Origin of the sequence: Bosea sp. AS-1, from assembly GCF_002220095.1 — a bacterium.
GTDB lineage: Bacteria > Pseudomonadota > Alphaproteobacteria > Rhizobiales > Beijerinckiaceae > Allobosea.
Window position 1 is genome coordinate 5,252,288 of the sequence record NZ_CP022372.1, and the last position, 17,253, is coordinate 5,269,540.

Genomic DNA, 17,253 nt, shown 5'->3' on the forward strand with positions numbered 1-17,253 from the left:
TTGCTCCCCTCGCCCGAACAGGGCAGGTGAGCTAGCCGGCTGCAACCGGTGTTCGGTCCGCGGGCTCCCGCGTATATAGAGACGATTTCATGGCGACATATCTGATACGGCGGCTTCTCATCGCCATTCCAAGCCTGCTCGGCATCAGCGTGATCCTGTTCACGATCCTGGCGCTCGCGCCGGGCGATCCCTTCTCGGAAATGGCGACCAATCCGAACGTGCCCCCCGAGGTGCGCGAGGCCATCCGCGCCAGCTTCGGCCTGAACGACCCGATCTGGGTGCGCTATCTGCGCTGGCTCTCGGCGATGGCGCAGGGCGACTGGGGCTTCTCCTTCGCCAGCCGCATCAATGTCGACCAGCTCATCCTGCAGCGCCTGCCGACCACGCTGTTCGTCGTCGGCTCCTCGCAGATCCTGGCGCTCTGCATCGCCTTGCCGGTCGGCATCTATGCCGCGACGCGGCCCTATTCGATCTTCGACCAGATCGCGAACACGCTGGCCTTCGTCGGCTTCTCGCTGCCGACCTTCTTCACCGGCCTGCTGTTCATCCTGCTCTTCTCGGTGACGCTCGACTGGTTCCCCTTCGTCTACCGGTCCGACATCGCCGCCACCGGCTGGCGCTGGTACTGGGAGATGTTCCGGCAGGCGGTCATGCCGATCACCGTGCTCGGCGTGTTCCAGGCGGCGTCCTATACGCGCTATGTACGCTCCTCGGTGCTCGACGTGATCCGGCTCGACTATGTCACCACGGCGCGGGCCAAGGGCCTCAGCGAGCGCAAGGTCACGCTGCGCCACATCACGCGCAACGCGCTGATCCCGGTGGTGACCCTGGTCGCCCTGCAAATGCCCGCCGTCTTCGGCGGCGCGCTCGTCACCGAGCAAATCTTTCGTGTCCCCGGCATCGGCTCCCTGCTGATCGACGCGATCCTGGCCAACGACACACCCGTGATCATGGCCGTGACGTTCGTCTTCTCCTGCCTGGTGGTCCTGTTCAATCTCATCGCGGATGTCCTTTATGGCTGGCTCGACCCTCGCATCTCCTTCAGCTGAACCGGCCGTGGCGGCGACCGCCCACGCGGTCGCGGTTTCGCCGGGACGCGAGACATGGCGGCGCTTCAAGCGCCACCGGCTGGCCGTGGCGTCGAGCTTCATCCTCGGCTTCCTGATCCTCGGCGTGGTCGTCGGCCCCTGGCTCTGGCCGGTCGCGATCAACGACATCGACTTCTCGGCGCAGCTGCAGGGGCCGTCCTGGGCGCACCCCTTCGGCACCGACGATCTCGGTCAGGACATCCTGGCGCGGATGATGTATGGCGGGCGCATCTCGCTCGCCGTCGGCCTCGCGGCGATGATCGTCGCGACCACTGTCGGCATCATCGTCGGCGCGCTCGCCGGCATGTCGCGCAAGGTCGTCGACCCGGTGCTGATGTGGGTGACGGACCTGTTCCTGTCGCTGCCGCAGCTGCCGCTGCTGCTGCTGGTGATCTATCTCTTCCGCGAACAGCTCAAGGCGGTGTTCGGCGTCGAGGGCGGCGTCTTCGTCCTGATCGTGGTCGTCATCGGCGGCCTGCGCTGGATGCCGGTGGCGCGACTGGTGCGCGCCCAGTTCCTCTCGCTGCGCGAGAAGGAGTTCGTCGAGGCCGCCCGCGCCCAGGGCGCGACCAAGCTCCGGCAGATGGTCAACCACATCCTGCCGAACGCGCTCGGTCCGGTCATCGTGGCCGCGACCATCGAGGTCTCCTCGGCGATCATCGCCGAGTCGACGCTCTCCTTTCTCGGCCTCGGCTTCCCGCCGGACATCCCGACCTGGGGGCGCCTGCTGTTCGACGCCAAGGACCAGCTCGACACCGCCCCGCACTGGGCCCTGTTCCCGGGCGCAGCCATCTTCCTCACCGTGCTGTCGATCAACTTCATCGGCGACGGCTTGCGTGACGCGCTCGACCCGCGCCGCGTGATCTGATCCAGAGAAGGACCTGCCATGACCTCACCGATCCTCTCCGTTTCGAACCTCTCCACCTCCTTCCGCGTCGAAGGACAGTGGAAGTCGGTCGTCCGCAACGTCTCCTTCGACATCATGCCGAAGGAGACGCTGGCGGTGGTCGGCGAGTCCGGCTCCGGCAAGAGCGTGACCGCGCTCTCGATCATGCGGCTCAACCCGCCGGCCTCGAGCAAGATCGAAGGCTCGATCAAGCTCAACGGCAAGGAATTGCTGACCCTGCCGGACTCCGAGATGCGCCACATCCGCGGCAACGAGATCGCGATGATCTTCCAGGAGCCGATGACCTCGCTGAACCCGGTGCTGACCATCGGCTTCCAGATCGCGGAAGCGCTGATCCTGCATCGCGGCCTGTCGCGCTCGGAGGCCGAGGCCGAGACGATCCGCCTGCTGGAGAAGGTCCGCATCCCGGCGGCGAAGTCGCGCTTCCATGAATATCCGCACCGCTTCTCGGGCGGCATGCGCCAGCGCGTGATGATCGCGATGGCGCTGGCCTGCAAGCCGAAGCTGCTGATCGCCGACGAGCCGACCACCGCGCTCGACGTGACGATCCAGGCGCAGATCCTGGAGCTGATCAAGCAGCTCCAGGACGAGGAAGGCATGTCCGTCCTCTTCATCACCCACGACATGGGCGTGGTCGCCGAGATCGCCGACCGCACGGTCGTGATGTACAATGGCGAGCAGGTCGAGACCGGCTCGACCGACGACATCTTCCGCAACCCGCAGAAGCCCTACACCAAGTCGCTGCTCTCGGCCGTGCCGAAGCTCGGCTCGATGATCGGCAAGGCGCGCCCGATGCGCTTCCCGGTCGTCGATCGCGCCACCGGCGAGTCGGACGTGCCCGCCGAGGTTCCGGACACCGTCAAGGCCGCCGAGCGGCCGGTGCTCGAGGTCTCGGGCCTCACCACCCGCTTCGAGATCCGCGGCGGCCTGCTCTCCTCGGTCCGCGGCCGGGTGCACGCGGTCGAGAACGTCTCCTTCAGCCTGAAGGCCGGCGAGACGCTGGCCCTGGTCGGCGAATCCGGCTGCGGCAAGTCGACCACCGGCCGCTCGGTGATGCGTCTGATCGAGCCGCTTGCCGGCTCGGTGCTGCTCGACGGCGTCGATGTCCTCAAGCTCAACCAGCATGACCTGCGCGAGCAGCGCAAGCGCATGCAGATGATCTTCCAGGACCCCTTCGCCTCGCTCAACCCGCGCATGAACGTCGGCACGGCCATCGCCGAGCCGCTGATCATCAACAACCTCGCCAGCCGCTCGGAAGCACGCGACAAGGTCGCCGACCTGCTGAAGCGCGTCGGCCTGCTGCCGGAGATGGCGAACCGCTTCCCGCACGAATTCTCGGGCGGTCAGCGCCAGCGCGTCTGCATCGCGCGTGCGCTCGCCGTCGAGCCGCGCCTGATCGTGGCGGACGAGGCGGTCTCGGCGCTCGACGTCTCGGTGAAGGCGCAGGTGGTCAACCTGATGCTCGACCTGCAGGCCCGCATGGGGCTGGGCTATCTCTTCATCTCGCACGACATGGCGGTGGTGGAGCGCGTCAGCCACCGCGTCGCGGTGATGTATCTCGGCGAGATCGTCGAGATCGGCCCGCGCGAGGCGATCTTCGAGAACCCGCAGCACCCCTACACCAAGCGCCTGCTCGCGGCGGTGCCGATCGCCGATCCGGCGCGGCGCCTGCAGAAGCGCCCTGTTTCCAACGACGAGATCAAGAGCCCGGTGCGTGCGCCGGACTACGAGCCGCCGGTGCGCCAGTACCGCGAGGTCTCGCCCGGCCATGCCGTGATGATCTGGGGCGAGGAATGGGAGAAGAAGGACCCGGCGGCGATCGCCGCCTGAGGTTCCCGGAACCCGAAACGATCAAGCCCGCGGCGCAGGCCGCGGGCTTTTTTGTTGGCGTCGGGATGTCCCGGACGAGGTCGAGAACAGGTGGGGCTCAGGCCGCCAGCACGACCACCTTGGTCTTAACCGGCGTCTGATCGTACAGGTGGATCATGTCCTGCGTGAGCAGGCCGATGCAGCCGCTGGTGATGCCGTTACCGATCGATTCCGCGTCGAGGGACGCATAGATCGTGTAGAGCGTATATTTGCCGTTCTGATAGAGATGCAGCGTGCGGGCGCCGAGCGGGTTGTCGAGGCCGCCGGGCATGCCGCGGGCATATTTCGCCGCCTCTGGCTGGCGCTTGATCATCTCCTTCGGCGGGGTCCAGGTCGCCCATTCGGATTTGCGCCCGACATAGGCGTCGCCGTTCCAGCGGAAGCCGTCGCGACCGACATTCGCGCCGTAGCGGGTCGCGGTTCCGTCGCCTTCGATACGGTAGACATAGTAGTTCGCCGGATCGACGATGATCGTGCCGGGCGCTTCCTTGCTGTCATAGGCGACCGTGCGGCGGAAATATTTCGGATCGACCTTGCTGACGTCGATCGCCGGGATCGGAAATTTCTCATCGGGCACCGGCCCGTAGAGCTTCTGCGCCTCGGCCAAGCTCATGCCGTCACCGGCGCAGCCGGCCAGCCCCAGCGCACCGACGCCGACGGCCGAACCGACCAGAAACGACCGGCGACTGATCAACCCTGACCGAAGCCGAAGCGAATCCGCGCCGGCATCGGCAATCCTACCGTCCATGTTCATGATTGGCAGTTCCTGTGTCCTATTGCCCGACGAGGGGGCTCCCGGCCAACACTCGCTGAACATCCTTAAGGAAATCAGATTGCCGTCACATGGCCCGGCTGGCAAGCGCGGGCTTCCGCTAGGCGAAGCCTGCCGTGTCCAAGCCAGCCGCGCCATATGATCCCGCAATCTCGGCTCGCGCTGGCCGCGACCAAAACATGCGGATCGCGGCTTCATTGAGGCCGGCAGGCGCCGAGTTTCGCCCAGCCGTTCCGTAGCGGAGGCGGACGGCATGCCTGGAAGTGTCGTCAGCTCATCCCAGCGCCTGAGACGGGTGATAGAGGTCCTCATCCGGCGCCGCTTGACATCAGCACGTCATGACATCATGATGTTGACATGAATATGGAAGCGGATCGAGCGCCACTCTATGCCAAGGTCGAGACCAGCTTGGCCGCTGAAATTGTCAAAGGCACCCTCGCTCGCGGGTCCCAACTCCTGCCGGAAGATCGCTTGATTGAAAGGTTCGGCGTCAGCCGGATCACCATTCGCAAGGCTATTGAAAACCTAGTCGCGCGAGGATTGGTCGAGATTCGTCGTGGCAAGGGCACGTTCGTTACCGAGCCGAAAATTCGACAAGACCTGACCGAATTGAGCGGGTTTGTGGAGGACATGATCGCCTTGGGTCGAAATCCGACCGCAAGGCTGCTGGACAAGCGGCCCGTGCCAGCCAGCGATACGGTTGCGGCACATCTGGGCGTCGCCGTTGGGACGCAGGTCTATCGCATCGAGCGGGTGCGTTTGGCCGATGGCGTCGCCATGTCCTTCGACGAAACCTATTTGCCCTTGGACATTGGCGAGAAGATCGTAAGCAACGATCTGGAAGCAGAACCGATCTTTTCTTTGCTCGAAAACAAGTATGGCCTGCCACTCGTCGAAGCGGAATATCAGCTAGAGGCTATCACCGCGGACGAGCGCGTTGCCCAAGCGCTGGAAATTGCGTCCGGAAGCCCGATATTCCTGATCGAACGGACGTCCTATTGCGAGGGCCCGACGCCGATCGATTACGAAAAGCTCTATTATCGGGGCGACCTCATCAAGTTCACCACACGATTGTCGCGCCGGCCAAGGCAGGCCCCAAGATAGGCGCGCTCGCAATGGTGACGATCGACGCTTTGTGGCTATTCGTTGCGGCCTTCGGCGCAAGCGCACTCGGCGGCGTGTTGGGCATGGCGAGCGGGATTTTTATCGTTCCGATCATGACCTTCGTTTTCGGCATCGATATCCACGCGGCCATCGCTGCGAGCTTGGTATCGGTGATCGCTTGCTCCTGCGGGAGTGCCGCGCCGCTTCTGAAAAAGCGTTTGACCAATATAAGGTTGGCCATCGTGCTGGAAACGGCGACGACGCTGGGCGCCCTCACGGGCGTTTTCTTGATCGGGATTATTCCCACTCCCTATCTCTATTTTCTGTTTGCGGCCATCCTGACCATATCCGCACCGCAAATGCTCGCGCGCCGCCGCGAGGTGGCACGAGCAACAGCGCCCGCTTCCCGAAGTTGGGCGACGCTGCTGCGCCTGCATTCCACCGTTCCAGACCAGGCGGGGGGTGCCGGAGCGCCCTATCATGTCGGCTCGGTACCGCTTGGCTTGTCGCTGATGTATGGGGCGGGACTGGTCTCGGCTCTGTTGGGGATCGGGAGCGGCGTGCTGAAAATCCCGGCGATGGATATCGCGCTGCGGCTTCCGATCAAGATTTCCTCGGCAACATCGAACTTCATGATCGGGGTCACGGCCGCTGCGAGTGCCGGCGCCTATTTCGTGCGCGGTGACATCAGCACCGCCGTCGCCGGCCCAGTCGCACTCGGCTCCGTCGTGGGAGCCCTTGCGGGCGCGCGCTTGCTGATGGGCCTGTCTGGCGACAAGCTCCGCATCTTCTTCGTGATCGTGCTTGTGCTGCTCGCCGTCGCAATGGCGATGAGCGGCTTCGGCGCGCTCAAACCATGACCTGGATAACAAAATGGGCGAATGCCAAAGCACAGCCAAACGCCAGGAGCGCGCTATTGCGGCGTTGCTGCACTACGGCACGGGGTTAGCCTCATTCGTCATCGCGGCCGGGCTGGTCGTTCAAGGGCTGCATCCCCTCCCTTTTGACCTGAGCGGAAGCAGCCTGATGAACGCCGGCGTCGCCCTGTTCATCCTTCTGCCGATCGCGCGCGTAGCTCTCATGCTCATTCAATTCGCACGGGCTCGGGATGCGGCCTATGTGGCGATTTCAGCCCTGGTCTTGGCAATTATCGGGGCGGGATTTCTAGCGGGCATATGACATAAGCCATCGCATCCGGGGCGACGGAGCGGATCGGCAAACGAATAGAGCGAACTTCGCTATTTCAGCTGCAATGCCAGCGCTCTTTCTCCGCTCAGCCGGGAATCCGCTCCCAATCCTTGAGCCAGGGCGCGGCCGAAGCATCGCTCGGCGCCCGCCAGTCGCCGCGCGGCGAGAGCGAGCCGCCGGAGGAGACCTTCGGCCCATTCGGCACGGCCGAACGCTTGAACTGGCTGGTCTCGAAGAAGCGGCGGATGAAGACGCCGAGCCAGCGCTTGATGGTGGGCAGGTCGTAGGCGACGCGCTTGTCGGCCTCGATGTTCGGCGGCCATGCGCCCTTCGCGGCGTCGCTCCAGGCGTGCTCCGACAGGAAGGCGATCTTGCTCGGGCGGAATCCGTAGCGCGTCGTGTAGAACAGGTTGAAGTCCTGCAGCGCATAGGGGCCGACGAAATCCTCGGTCTTCTGCGCCGGCTTGTCGCCCTCGCCCGGCACCAGTTCGGGCGAGATCTCGGTGGCGAGGATGTCGAGCATCACGGCCGAGGCTTCCGCACCGAAGCGATTGGACTGGGCGACCCAGCGGATCAGGTGCTGGATCAGCGTCTTCGGCACCGAGCCGTTGACGTTGTAATGCGACATGTGGTCGCCGACGCCATAGGTGCACCAGCCGAGCGCCAGCTCCGAGAGATCGCCGGTGCCCATCACCAGCGCATTGTGCCGGTTGGCCAGGCGGAAGAGCACGGAGGTGCGCGCGCCGGCCTGCACGTTTTCAAAAGTAATATCGTAGACGGGCTCGCCCTTCGCGAAGGGGTGGCCGATATCGACCAGCATCTGCCGGCAGGCCGGCGTCATGTCGATTTCCTCGGCGCTGACGCCGAGTGCCCGCATCAGCCGCCAGGCATTGTCCTTGGTGTCCTTGCTGGTGGCGAAGGCCGGCAGCGTATAGGCGAGGATGTTTTCGCGCGGCAGGCCCAGCGCATCGAAGGTATGGGCCGCGACGATCAGCGCCTGCGTCGAATCGAGGCCCCCCGAGACGCCGATCACCACCTTGTCGATGCGCGTGCTTTCCAGCCGCTTGCGCAGGCCGTGCGACTGGATGTTGTAGGCCTCGAAGCAGAGCTCGTTCAGCCTGGCATCGTCGCTCGGCACGAAGGGGAAGCGCTCGACCGCGCGCGCCAGCCCGAGATCGCTCTGGCGATCCGGATCGAGCGCGAACTCGACGCGGCGGAAATTCAGCCTGTCGCGATGCATGTCGATGCTGTCGCCAAAGGTGTTCTGGCGGATGCGGTCCATCGCCAGCCGCTCGAGGTCGATATCGGCGAGGATGAGCTGCGGCTCGGCGGCGAAACGTTCGGCTTCGGCCAGGAGTGCGCCGTTCTCGTAGATCATCGCCTGCCCGTCCCAGGCGAGGTCCGTGGTCGATTCGCCCGTGCCCGCGGCCGAATAGGCATAGGCCGCGATGCAGCGCCCTGAATGGGCCTTGCAAAGAGCGTGGCGCCATTCCGACTTGCCGATAGTGACATTACTGGCGGAGAGGTTCAGCAGCAGCGTCGCGCCGGCGAGCGCGGCATAGGAGGAAGGCGGGATCGGCGTCCAGACATCCTCGCAGATCTCCATATGGACGGTGAGATCCGGGATATCGGTCGCCGCCAGCAGGATGTCCGTGCCGAAAGGCACTTCCTGCCCGCAGAGCTCGATATAGAGCGCGCCGGCGCGCTCGCCCGAGGCGAACTGGCGGCGCTCGTAGAATTCGCGGTAGTTCGGCAGATAGGTTTTTGGCACCGCGGCGAGGATGCGGCCGCGATGGACGGCGACGGCGCAGTTGAACAATCGCCCATCGACCCTGAGCGGCGCACCGACGACGGCGATGCAGCTGAGCGTGCGGGTCTCCTCGACGAGACGAGCGAGCGCATCGCGCACCGCATCGAGCAGCGCGTTCTGCTGCAGCAGGTCGTCGATGGCGTAGGCGCTGAGGCCGAGCTCGGGAAAGAGGCAGAGCGCGGCGCCGCCCTCATCCGCCCGGCGCAGCAACGCGACGGTCTCTGCCAGGTTGAAGGCAGGATCGGCCACCTTCAGCCGTGGCGCGGCGCAGGCAATGCGGACGAGGCCCTGGGCGTAGATGTTGCGGAAGCTCATGGCGATCCCGTTGTGCCGAGGCGGACGGCCAAGGCCTGCCGCTTATCGCGCAAGCGGGGTGGCAGGGGCAAGGGGATCGTCCGATCCGTCTCCGGAGGCCGGGCCGGCCGTCACAGCGGTCCTGGCGGCAGCCGGGACCTCGAATGCGGCCTCGCTCTCATCCTTCAATGCCACGCCCGTCAGCGAGCGGCTGATCGCTTGATCGATCAGCCAGGCGAGTTTGAACGCGGCCGCCGCGGCATCGAGCCCGCCCGGACGGATGTTCGAAATGCAGTTGCGCGACGCATCGGCCAGCCCCGGCCGTGGGCCGAACGTCAGGTAGGCCCCCAGCGAATCCGGGGAAGAGAGGCCGGGGCGCTCCCCGATCAGCACGGCGACGACGCGTGCGCCCAGAGCCTGCGCAATCTCGTCTCCGAGCGCGACGCGGGCCTGGGCCGCGATCACGATCGGCGCCAAGGCCAGTCCCTGGCGCTGCAGGAAAGGCAGCAGCGCCGCGATCAGGGCCACGGCGTTCTGGTGCACCGCGGTGGAGGACAGCCCGTCGGCGACCACGATGGCGAGATCGGCGCGGCCCCGGGCCGTCTTCAGCACGGACAGGCTCTCCGGCGACAGGCTTCGTCCGAGATCCGGGCGTCGCAGATAGTTGGCTCGCGAGCGGGCCGCGCTCTCGACGAGCACCGTCTCCAGCTCCAGCGCCGCGAGCCCCGCCACGATCCCGGCCGGCTGGAACGGCGTGTGCACGGCATCGCGCGCCTGGGCATGGGCGAGGCCGAAACGCAGCACTTCGCGCGTCGGCAGCGATGCACCGGCGCGGCCGAGCGCGATGCGGGCCGGCGTCAGCCGCGCGAGCTCGGCGAAACGTCCGGCCGGCGAAACGGCCCTGCGGTCGTCGCCTGCGCCACCTCCACTCACGCGGCCCGCCCCCGAATGGCGGCCAGCAGGGCCTGCCCGCCCTGGCCCGCGCTCAATCGCCCGGCCGCATCGACGATGTCCATGCGCCGCAGCCAGTCCTCGAATTCCGGCGCCCGCTTCAGGCCGAGCACCTCGCGAATGTAGAGCTGGTCGTGAAAGGAGGTGGACTGGTAGTTCAGCATCACATCGTCGGAGCCCGGAACGCCCATGATGAAGTTGACGCCCGCCGTGCCAAGCAGTGTCAGCAAGGTATCCATGTCGTCCTGGTCCGCCTCGGCATGGTTGGTGTAGCAGATGTCGCAGCCCATCGGCACGCCCAGCAGCTTGCCGCAGAAATGATCCTCCAGCCCGGCCCGGATGATCTGCTTGCCATCATAGAGGTATTCCGGGCCGATGAAGCCGACGACCGTGTTGACCAGCAAGGGCTCGTAGGCACGGCAGACGGCATAGGCCCTCGCCTCGAGCGTCTGCTGGTCGACCCCATGATGGGCGTTGGCCGAGAGGGCCGAACCCTGCCCCGTCTCGAAATACATGACGTTGTCGCCGACCGTGCCGCGCTTCAGCGAGCGGCCGGCTTCCAGCCCTTCCTGCAGCAGCGCGAGCGTGACGCCGAAGGAGGCGTTGGCTGCCTGCGTGCCCGCGACGGACTGGAAGACGAGATCGACCGGGGCACCCTGCTCGATCAGCGCGATCGAGGAGGTGACATGGGTCAGGATGCAGCCCTGCGTCGGAATCGCGAAGCGGGCGATCATTTCGTCGAGAAGGCGCAGCAGATCGCCGATGCGCCCCAGGCTGTCGGAGGCCGGGTTGATCCCGATCACCGCATCGCCGCAGCCATAGGACAGCCCGTCGATGGTCGAGGCGAGAATGCCGGCGACATCGTCGGTCGGGTGGTTAGGCTGGATGCGCACGGCGAGCCGTCCGGGCAGGCCGAGCGTGTCACGAAACCGCGTCACGACCCGGCATTTGCGCGCGACCAGGATCAAATCCTGGTTGCGCATCAGCTTGGACACCGCCGCCGCCATCTCCGGCGTGATGCCCGGCGACAATTTCGCCAGCGTTTCGGTCGTCGTGGTGTCGGCGCAGAGCCAGTCGCGAAACTCCCCCACGGTCAGCGAGGCGACGGGCGCGAAGGCGGTCGCATCGTGCCCATCGACGATGAGGCGCGTGACCTCGTCCTCCTCATAGGGGATCAGCGCCTCGTGCAGGAAGGTGCGCAGGGGCAGGTCGGCGAGCGCTATCCGCGCCGCCATCATCTCCTCCATGCTGGCGGCGGCCAGCCCGGCGAGCTGATCGCCCGAGCGCAGCGGCGTCGCCTTCGCCAGCAACGCCCTGAGGTCGTCGAAGGCATAGGTCTGTCGGCCGAGCGCGACGCGATACACCATGGGCCGGACCTCCTGAGCGGGATAGCGCCACCGCGATTTGACCCCCACCGACGTCCACAGGCAAGCATCGGGCCGAAGCCCATGGCTCCACCCCGCCCGCGCACGCGTTTTCGTGCACGCCGCCCTGTTTCCGCGCACATCGCCCTTGGGGCTTTCGACGCATTGCCGTGCCGCGCCATGGGCATTATCGCTCGAAAGGCAGACAGAACGGGATCAGCCCGCCGCAAAACGGGAAACGCCATGCCCAACGCCCAGACCGCCGACCGCCGCCTGATCGGCACCTTCGACTATGTCGTCATCGGTGCGGGCTCGGCCGGCAGCGTCGTCGCCAACCGGCTCTCGGCCGATCCCGACACCAAGGTCCTGCTGCTGGAGGCCGGCGGCAAGGACGACTGGATCTGGTTCCACATCCCGGTCGGTTATCTCTTCGCCATCGGCAATCCGCGCGCCGACTGGATGTTCCAGACCGAGCCGCAGGCCGGGCTCGGCGGCCGGGCGCTGGCCTATCCGCGCGGCAAGGTCGTCGGCGGCTCCTCGGCGATCAACGCCATGGTCTATATGCGCGGCCAGGCGGCCGACTATGACGGCTGGCGCCAGCTCGGCCTCACCGGCTGGGGCTGGGACGACGTTCTGCCCTATTTCCTCAAGCACGAGGACCATATCGCGCCGCCGCCCGGTGGCCTGCACAGGGCCGGCGGGGAATGGCGCGTCGAGCATCCGCGCGTGCGCTGGGCCATCCTCGACGCCATCCGCGATGCGGCCGAAGCCGCCGGCATTGCCAAGATCCCGGACTTCAACACCGGCGACAACACCGGCTCCTCCTATTTCCAGGTGAACCAGCGGCGCGGCCGACGCCTCTCGGCCTTCAACGCCTTCATCAAGCCGGTCGTCGACAAGCGCGACAATCTCCGGCTCGAGACGCGCGTCCATGTCGAGCGCATCGTCTTCGAGCACGGCCGGGCGAAGGCCGTCGAGTTCACCCATGGCACCGAAAAGCTGAGGGTCGAGATCCGCGGCGAGGTCGTGCTGTCGGCCGGCGCCGTCGCCTCGCCGCTGCTGCTCGAGCGCTCGGGCATCGGCGGTGGGGCGCGCCTGCAAGACCTCGGCATCGAGACGCTGGTGGATGCGCCCGGCGTCGGCGAGAACCTGCAGGACCATCTGCAGATCCGGCCGGTCTACAAGGTCCACGGCATCAGGACGCTGAACAGCGACTACGCCAAGCTCTGGCGCCGGCCCTTGATGGCGCTGGAATGGGCAGCATTGCGAACCGGCCCCCTGACCATGGCGCCCTCGCAGGTCGGCGCCTTCGCCAAATCCTCGCCGGACTATGCGACAGCGAACCTGCAATATCATTTCCAGCCACTCTCCCTGGATAGCTGGGGATCGGGGCTGCACCCCTTCGATGCCTTCACCGCCAGCGTCTGCAATTTGCGGCCGACCAGCCGGGGCAGCATCCATCTGCGCTCTTCCGACCCCTACGACACGCCGGTGATCGCGCCGAACTATCTCGACACCGACGCCGACCGGCAGGTCGCGGTCGATGCACTGAAACTGACGCGGCGGATCGTGGCGCAGGCGCCGCTCGCCCGCTACCGGCCCGAGGAATATCTGCCGGGCGAGGCCACCCAATCGGATGCCCAGATGCTGGAGGCTGCAGGCAAGCTCGGCACCACGATCTTCCACCCCGTCGGCACCGCGAAGATGGGCCGCGACGACGACCCGCGCGCCGTGCTCGACGGGCGGTTGAGGGTTCGCGGCGTCAGCGGGCTTCGCGTCATCGATGCCTCCGTGATGCCGACCATCACCTCCGGAAACACCGCCAATCCGACGATGATGATCGCGGAGAAGGGCGTGGCGATGCTCCTGGAAGACGCGCGAGCCTGAGCAGCCAGCTCGTCGCTGCGCTACATGGCCGGCTTTGAAACGCCACAAATCCGGACCTATGTATCGCTCTGCGATGTCTGACCCCTTTCCGCCCCCGCCCGCCCCGGAGCGCGGCCCGCTCATTCGCGGTCTGCTTGCGACGCTGCGCGCCGTCCTCACCGTCTTCATCGTCCTCGACGAGTTGCTGCGGCCGCTCTACCGCCCGCTGATCCGCAGGCTCGCCGGCTTGCGCATCATGCGCAGGCTGGAGGAGACGGTCGCCCGCTTGCCGCGGCCGCTCGTCCTGCTGGCGCTGGCCGTCCCCTTCGCCATCGCCGAACCACTGAAGCTTGTCGGCCTCCTGCTGTTCGCGGATGGGCGGTTCTGGGCCGGGCTCGTGGTGACGGCCTTCGCGCATCTGATGAGCTTCGTCTTCGTGGAGCGCATCTATCATGCCGGGCGCGAGAAGCTCCTGACCTACCGCTGGTTCGCCTGGATCATGGGGCAGGTGGTGCGCGTGCGCGACCGGGTGCTCGGCTGGGTCAGGGCGACATCGGCCTATGGCTTCGCGATGCGGACGCGCGATGCGGCGCGGCGCTGGTGGCGCACCATGCTGGCCTGAAGCCCGGCCTCAGGCGGGCCGACTGCGGGCGAGCACGAAGAGCGCCGCGGCCGCCAGCGCCGAAAACCCGACCAGCACCAGCGTCGAGAGCACGACGCCGCCGCGCTCCAGCGAAACGGCGAAGACCAGCGGCGCCGCCGCCTTGATCACGAGGCCGGGTGCTGAGAGCCGGCCCATCATCGCGCCGAAGCCGACGGGGCCGAAGAGCTGCAGCGGCACCGTGCCGCGCACGATCGAGCTCAACCCCATGCTGATGCCGAAGGCGACGGCGAAGGCGCCGGCAACGACCGGCAGCCCCCCACCCGCCAGCAGGAGCAGCAGGCCGATCGGCATCAGGCAGGCGGAGACCCAGGCCGTCGTGACCGGCGGCACGGCGCGGCCGAACAGCATCTCGACCAGCCGTCCCGCGACCTGCGAGGGTCCCAGCATCGCGCCGATGCCGACGGCGACGGAGGCGGCGAGGCCGAAGCCCCGCAGCAGCGTCAGCATGTGCACGGCCATCGCCGAGACGACGAAGCCCTGCAGCGAGAAGGCGAAGGCCAGCAGCAGGAAGGACCGGCGCCGCTCCGCGCCCTGCAGATAGGCGGCCTCCGGCGGCGGCTCCGCGACCGCCTGCGCGGCGGCGGACGCCACCAGCCGACGCACGCGCCCCGGCAGGAAGGCGAGGTGCAGCGGCACGCAGACGAGAAGCTGCGACAGGCCGTAAAGCCGGTAGACCCCGCGCCAGTCGAGCAGGCCGAGCAAGGCGCTGGTCAGGGGCCAGAACAGGGTCGAGGCGAAGCCGCCGATCAGAGTGAGCTGGCTGATGGCGCGCCGGGCCTGGCTGCCCCGCGCCTGCGTCAGCGCCGCGAAGGCCGCATCGTAGAACACGGCGGTCGTCACCGCTTGCAGCGCCACCATCGCCGCGATGTAGCTGGCGAGGCCGCGCGCCTCGGCCAGCGCCAGCAGCGACAGGCCCGCCAGCGCCGAGCCCAGCGTCATCACCAGCCGCGTGCCATAGCGGTCGATCAGGCCGCCCGTGACGGGTGCGACAGCGCCGCCGAGCAACAGCCCGACGGCAAAGCCGCCAAAAGTCCATTCCGGCGCCCAGCCGAACTCGGTCGTGATGCGTGGCGCCAGCACGGTGAAGGCATAATAGAGGGCGCCATAGCCGAAGATCTGCGTCACGCCGAGCGCCGGGATCAGCAGCGGTCCGCCCGGCCGGAACAGATGGGGAGAAGGCACGCCTGTCGGCCTCTTCTAGAGCATTTTCGAGCGAAGCGGAGACCGGTTCGCGTGAAGAAAATGCGATAAAACAAGAGCCTAGTGTCGCTTCGCGATTCAGGGAATTGCGAAACGACCCTAGACGAGCCCGTTCCGGAGGTCGGTGTCGCCGCGCGCCAACCGGTCGAGGTTGTCGAGGAGGATATCGACGACATTGCTTTCGTAGAGCCGCGTCTCGCCGGCGCTGTGCGGCGTGACGATCACCTGAGGCATCCGCCAGAATGGCGAAGCCGAGGGCAGCGGCTCGTCATGGAAGCAGTCGAGCCCGGCGCCGGCGATCCCGCCGCCAGCCAGCGCACCGAGCAGCGCCTCCTCGTCGACGACCTTGCCGCGCGCGACATTGACCAGATAGGCGGAAGGCTTCATCGCGCCGAGGATGCGGGCATCGATCAGCCCTTCAGTCTCCGGGGTGAGCGGGCAGGTCAGGGCGACGAAATCGGCCTGCGCCACGACCTCGGCGAGGCGGTCCGGCCTGACGATCTCCTGGACATGCGGATGCGCCTCCGGATTGCGGCGCACGCCGATGACGTGCATGTCGAAGGCGGAGGCCAGCTTCGCCAGCCTCAACCCGATGCGGCCGAGGCCGACGATGACCAGCGTCTTGCCGCCGAGTTCGTCCTCGCGCCGGGCGCGATCGCCGATCATCGGGCGCCAATGCCGGGCGGTCTGGTTGTCGCGGCCGAAATGAAGCTGGCGGGCCAGCGCGAGGATCAGCGACATCGCATGCTCGGCCACCGCCCGCTCATTGCCGCCCTGGGCGCTCGCCAACCTGACACCGGCCTGCGCCAGCGCCGCCTTGTCGAACTGGTCGGTGCCGGCGCTGATCGACTGAATGAAGCGCAGCTTCGGCAAGCGGGGCAGCAGATCGTTGCGCCACAGGCCGGAGACGACCAGCACATCGGCTTCCGGCGCGCGCTCGCGCAGCTCGTCCAGGCTGCGCACCTCGAAGCTCTTTGCCGCCCGCCCCCGCGTCGCGAACTCGTCCTGCATCTGATAGGCGGCATGGGCGAAGCCGATCGTCAGCTCGCGCTCCGCTGGCAAGAAAGTCATGTCTTCCATTCCTCCCGAATCCGTATTTTCTGCGAGGTTAGACGGCGCACCGGTTCCTGTCCCCGCGCTCACCGCATGCAAGCTTCACGCTGACGGCGATGCCTCCGGCGCATCTCCGGTGAGCGCCACCTGCAGGCGCGCCCAGCCGGCCGCGTCGCCTGGCAGGCCGAAGCGCAGACGGTCCGGCGCATTCTGGAAGCGGCGAACATAGATGCCGTGGCGACCGAGACGAGCAAAAAGCGCCGCAGCCGCCGAGGTCTCGAGCAGACGGAACAGGCTCGTGCCGCCGACGATACGGCCATGGGGTGCCAGCAAGGCATCAAGGCGAGCAGCGTCGCGGGCACGCTCCTCGCCCGCCCGCGCAAGCCAGCCGGAATCGGCCAGCGCCTGCGCACCGACATGAAGCGCCGGCCCGGCGACCGACCACGGGCCGAGCGCCGCCTTGAGCCGCGCCATCGGATCAGGCGCCCCGATGGCGAAGCCGAGGCGCAGGCCCGCCAGCCCATAGGTCTTGCCGAAGGAGCGCAGCACGACCGCTCCTGCCGGGAGATCCGGCACGATGCTGGTCTCGGGCGTGAAATCGGCAAAGGCCTCGTCGACGACGAGCAGGCCGCCGCGAGCAACACAGCGCGCGGCCAGTTCCGCAAGCTCGCCCCGGGAGAGCACGCGCCCGTCGGGATTATTGGGATTGACCAGGACGATGGTCGCGGCGTCGCCCGGCATGGCCGCCTCGCTGACGACGAAGCCTGCCTTACGCCAGGCATGGCCGTGCTCGGCATAAGTCGGGCCAAGGATGGCTACCGGACCGGCCGGCGCCAGGCGCGGCAGCAATTCGATCAGGATCTGCGTGCCGGGAGCCGCGACGAGGCCGGCTCGATGGGGCACGCGATAGGCATCGCGGGCGGCGGCCAGCAGCGCGGCCTCGTCATCGGCACCGGGCAGGCGCGTCCAGAGGCTTAACGGCAGCGCCGGAAGCGGATAGGGGATCGGATTGATCCCGGTGGAGAGATCGAGCCAGGGCTGCGGCGCCTCCGGAAAGAGCGCGCGGGCCGTGGCGAGATCGCCGCCATGCCAGATACCGTCCTCAGCCAAGTCTCCAGCTCCC

15 protein-coding genes are annotated in these 17,253 nt (G+C 67.0%); 8 read left to right on the forward strand and 7 right to left on the reverse strand.

From position 1 onward, the window contains the following. The first annotated feature begins 89 nt into the window (after positions 1-89). The 3 genes from CE453_RS26905 to CE453_RS26915 are packed head-to-tail and all read left to right on the forward strand — an operon-like array spanning position 90 to position 3,825. Positions 90-1,049, forward strand: coding sequence for an ABC transporter permease (locus CE453_RS26905; RefSeq protein WP_089177387.1), 960 nt, complete (start codon positions 90-92; stop codon positions 1,047-1,049). Beyond that, positions 1,015-1,956, forward strand: a complete 942-nt coding sequence (locus CE453_RS26910; RefSeq protein WP_089177388.1) for an ABC transporter permease — start codon at positions 1,015-1,017, stop codon at positions 1,954-1,956. Before CE453_RS26905 ends, CE453_RS26910 begins: the two co-directional genes overlap by 35 nt. An 18-nt stretch (positions 1,957-1,974) precedes the next feature. Then, positions 1,975-3,825 carry an ABC transporter ATP-binding protein gene (locus CE453_RS26915; RefSeq protein ID WP_089177389.1) on the forward strand — a complete coding sequence of 617 codons (1,851 nt, stop codon included), beginning with the start codon at positions 1,975-1,977 and terminating at the stop codon, positions 3,823-3,825. 97 nt (positions 3,826-3,922) lie between these two features. Here the strand turns inward: CE453_RS26915 and CE453_RS26920 are convergent, their stop codons facing one another. Beyond that, complete coding sequence (locus tag CE453_RS26920) at positions 3,923-4,618, reverse strand: L,D-transpeptidase family protein (protein ID WP_089177390.1); 696 nt, start codon at positions 4,616-4,618, stop codon at positions 3,923-3,925. A 375-nt stretch (positions 4,619-4,993) separates the two neighbouring features. Between CE453_RS26920 and CE453_RS26925 the strand changes: the two genes are divergently transcribed. The 3 genes from CE453_RS26925 to CE453_RS26935 are packed head-to-tail and all read left to right on the forward strand — an operon-like array spanning position 4,994 to position 6,919. Continuing rightward, positions 4,994-5,740 carry a GntR family transcriptional regulator gene (locus tag CE453_RS26925; RefSeq protein ID WP_089177391.1) on the forward strand — a complete coding sequence of 249 codons (747 nt, stop codon included), beginning with the start codon at positions 4,994-4,996 and terminating at the stop codon, positions 5,738-5,740. Between the two features lie 11 nt (positions 5,741-5,751). Further along, entirely contained in the window at positions 5,752-6,600 is an 849-nt protein-coding gene (locus tag CE453_RS26930) for a sulfite exporter TauE/SafE family protein (protein ID WP_089177392.1), read from the forward strand. A 13-nt stretch (positions 6,601-6,613) separates the two neighbouring features. Continuing rightward, positions 6,614-6,919, forward strand: a complete 306-nt coding sequence (locus CE453_RS26935; RefSeq protein ID WP_089177393.1) for a DUF1634 domain-containing protein — start codon at positions 6,614-6,616, stop codon at positions 6,917-6,919. Positions 6,920-7,013: 94 nt separating this feature from the next. On the opposite strand, the gene CE453_RS26940 is transcribed toward CE453_RS26935, so the two are convergent. Genes CE453_RS26940 through CE453_RS26950 form a run of 3 tightly spaced genes read right to left on the reverse strand, consistent with a single transcriptional unit; the run spans position 7,014 to position 11,350 of the window. After that, positions 7,014-9,053, reverse strand: a complete 2,040-nt coding sequence (locus CE453_RS26940) for an NAD(+) synthase (protein ID WP_089177394.1) — start codon at positions 9,051-9,053, stop codon at positions 7,014-7,016. A gap of 42 nt (positions 9,054-9,095) precedes the next feature. Next, a complete protein-coding gene (gene eutC / locus CE453_RS26945) occupies positions 9,096-9,965 on the reverse strand; it encodes an ethanolamine ammonia-lyase subunit EutC (RefSeq protein ID WP_089177395.1) in 870 nt (289 codons plus the stop codon). Next, a complete protein-coding gene (locus CE453_RS26950) occupies positions 9,962-11,350 on the reverse strand; it encodes an ethanolamine ammonia-lyase subunit EutB (protein ID WP_089177396.1) in 1,389 nt (462 codons plus the stop codon). Before CE453_RS26950 ends, eutC begins: the two co-directional genes overlap by 4 nt. 240 nt (positions 11,351-11,590) lie before the next feature. Here CE453_RS26950 and CE453_RS26955 point away from each other — a divergent pair, with 240 nt between their 5' ends. After that, positions 11,591-13,234 (forward strand): GMC family oxidoreductase, encoded by a 1,644-nt coding sequence (locus CE453_RS26955; RefSeq protein ID WP_089177397.1) that lies wholly within the window; start codon positions 11,591-11,593, stop codon positions 13,232-13,234. Between the two features lie 73 nt (positions 13,235-13,307). Further along, complete coding sequence (locus CE453_RS26960) at positions 13,308-13,835, forward strand: hypothetical protein (RefSeq protein WP_157733219.1); 528 nt, start codon at positions 13,308-13,310, stop codon at positions 13,833-13,835. Positions 13,836-13,844: 9 nt separating this feature from the next. On the opposite strand, the gene CE453_RS26965 is transcribed toward CE453_RS26960, so the two are convergent. The 3 genes from CE453_RS26965 to cobD form a co-directional block, all read right to left on the reverse strand. Beyond that, on the reverse strand, positions 13,845-15,059 hold the full coding sequence (locus tag CE453_RS26965; RefSeq protein ID WP_089177399.1) for an MFS transporter: 1,215 nt from the start codon (positions 15,057-15,059) through the stop codon (positions 13,845-13,847). Between the two features lie 117 nt (positions 15,060-15,176). Further along, positions 15,177-16,148 (reverse strand): D-2-hydroxyacid dehydrogenase, encoded by a 972-nt coding sequence (locus CE453_RS26970; protein WP_089178169.1) that lies wholly within the window; start codon positions 16,146-16,148, stop codon positions 15,177-15,179. Between the two features lie 84 nt (positions 16,149-16,232). Further along, the gene (gene cobD, locus CE453_RS26975; protein ID WP_089177400.1) at positions 16,233-17,240 is read right to left on the reverse strand and encodes a threonine-phosphate decarboxylase CobD; all 1,008 of its coding nucleotides are present in this window, start codon (positions 17,238-17,240) and stop codon (positions 16,233-16,235) included. Between the last annotated feature and the right edge of the window lie 13 nt (positions 17,241-17,253).

Excerpts from the sequence above, each read along its gene's own strand:
- CE453_RS26970 (WP_089178169.1), bottom strand. The coding sequence starts at position 16,148 with ATGACTTTCTTGCCAGCGGAGCGCGAGCTGACGATCGGCTTCGCCCAT.
- CE453_RS26950 (WP_089177396.1), bottom strand. The coding sequence starts at position 11,350 with ATGGTGTATCGCGTCGCGCTCGGCCGACAGACCTATGCCTTCGACGAC.
- CE453_RS26960 (WP_157733219.1), top strand. The coding sequence starts at position 13,308 with ATGTCTGACCCCTTTCCGCCCCCGCCCGCCCCGGAGCGCGGCCCGCTC.
- CE453_RS26935 (WP_089177393.1), top strand. The coding sequence starts at position 6,614 with ATGGGCGAATGCCAAAGCACAGCCAAACGCCAGGAGCGCGCTATTGCG.
- CE453_RS26925 (WP_089177391.1), top strand. The coding sequence starts at position 4,994 with ATGAATATGGAAGCGGATCGAGCGCCACTCTATGCCAAGGTCGAGACC.
- CE453_RS26955 (WP_089177397.1), top strand. The coding sequence starts at position 11,591 with ATGCCCAACGCCCAGACCGCCGACCGCCGCCTGATCGGCACCTTCGAC.
- CE453_RS26910 (WP_089177388.1), top strand. The coding sequence starts at position 1,015 with ATGGCTGGCTCGACCCTCGCATCTCCTTCAGCTGAACCGGCCGTGGCG.
- CE453_RS26920 (WP_089177390.1), bottom strand. The coding sequence starts at position 4,618 with ATGAACATGGACGGTAGGATTGCCGATGCCGGCGCGGATTCGCTTCGG.
- CE453_RS26940 (WP_089177394.1), bottom strand. The coding sequence starts at position 9,053 with ATGAGCTTCCGCAACATCTACGCCCAGGGCCTCGTCCGCATTGCCTGC.
- CE453_RS26905 (WP_089177387.1), top strand. The coding sequence starts at position 90 with ATGGCGACATATCTGATACGGCGGCTTCTCATCGCCATTCCAAGCCTG.
- CE453_RS26915 (WP_089177389.1), top strand. The coding sequence starts at position 1,975 with ATGACCTCACCGATCCTCTCCGTTTCGAACCTCTCCACCTCCTTCCGC.
- CE453_RS26930 (WP_089177392.1), top strand. The coding sequence starts at position 5,752 with ATGGTGACGATCGACGCTTTGTGGCTATTCGTTGCGGCCTTCGGCGCA.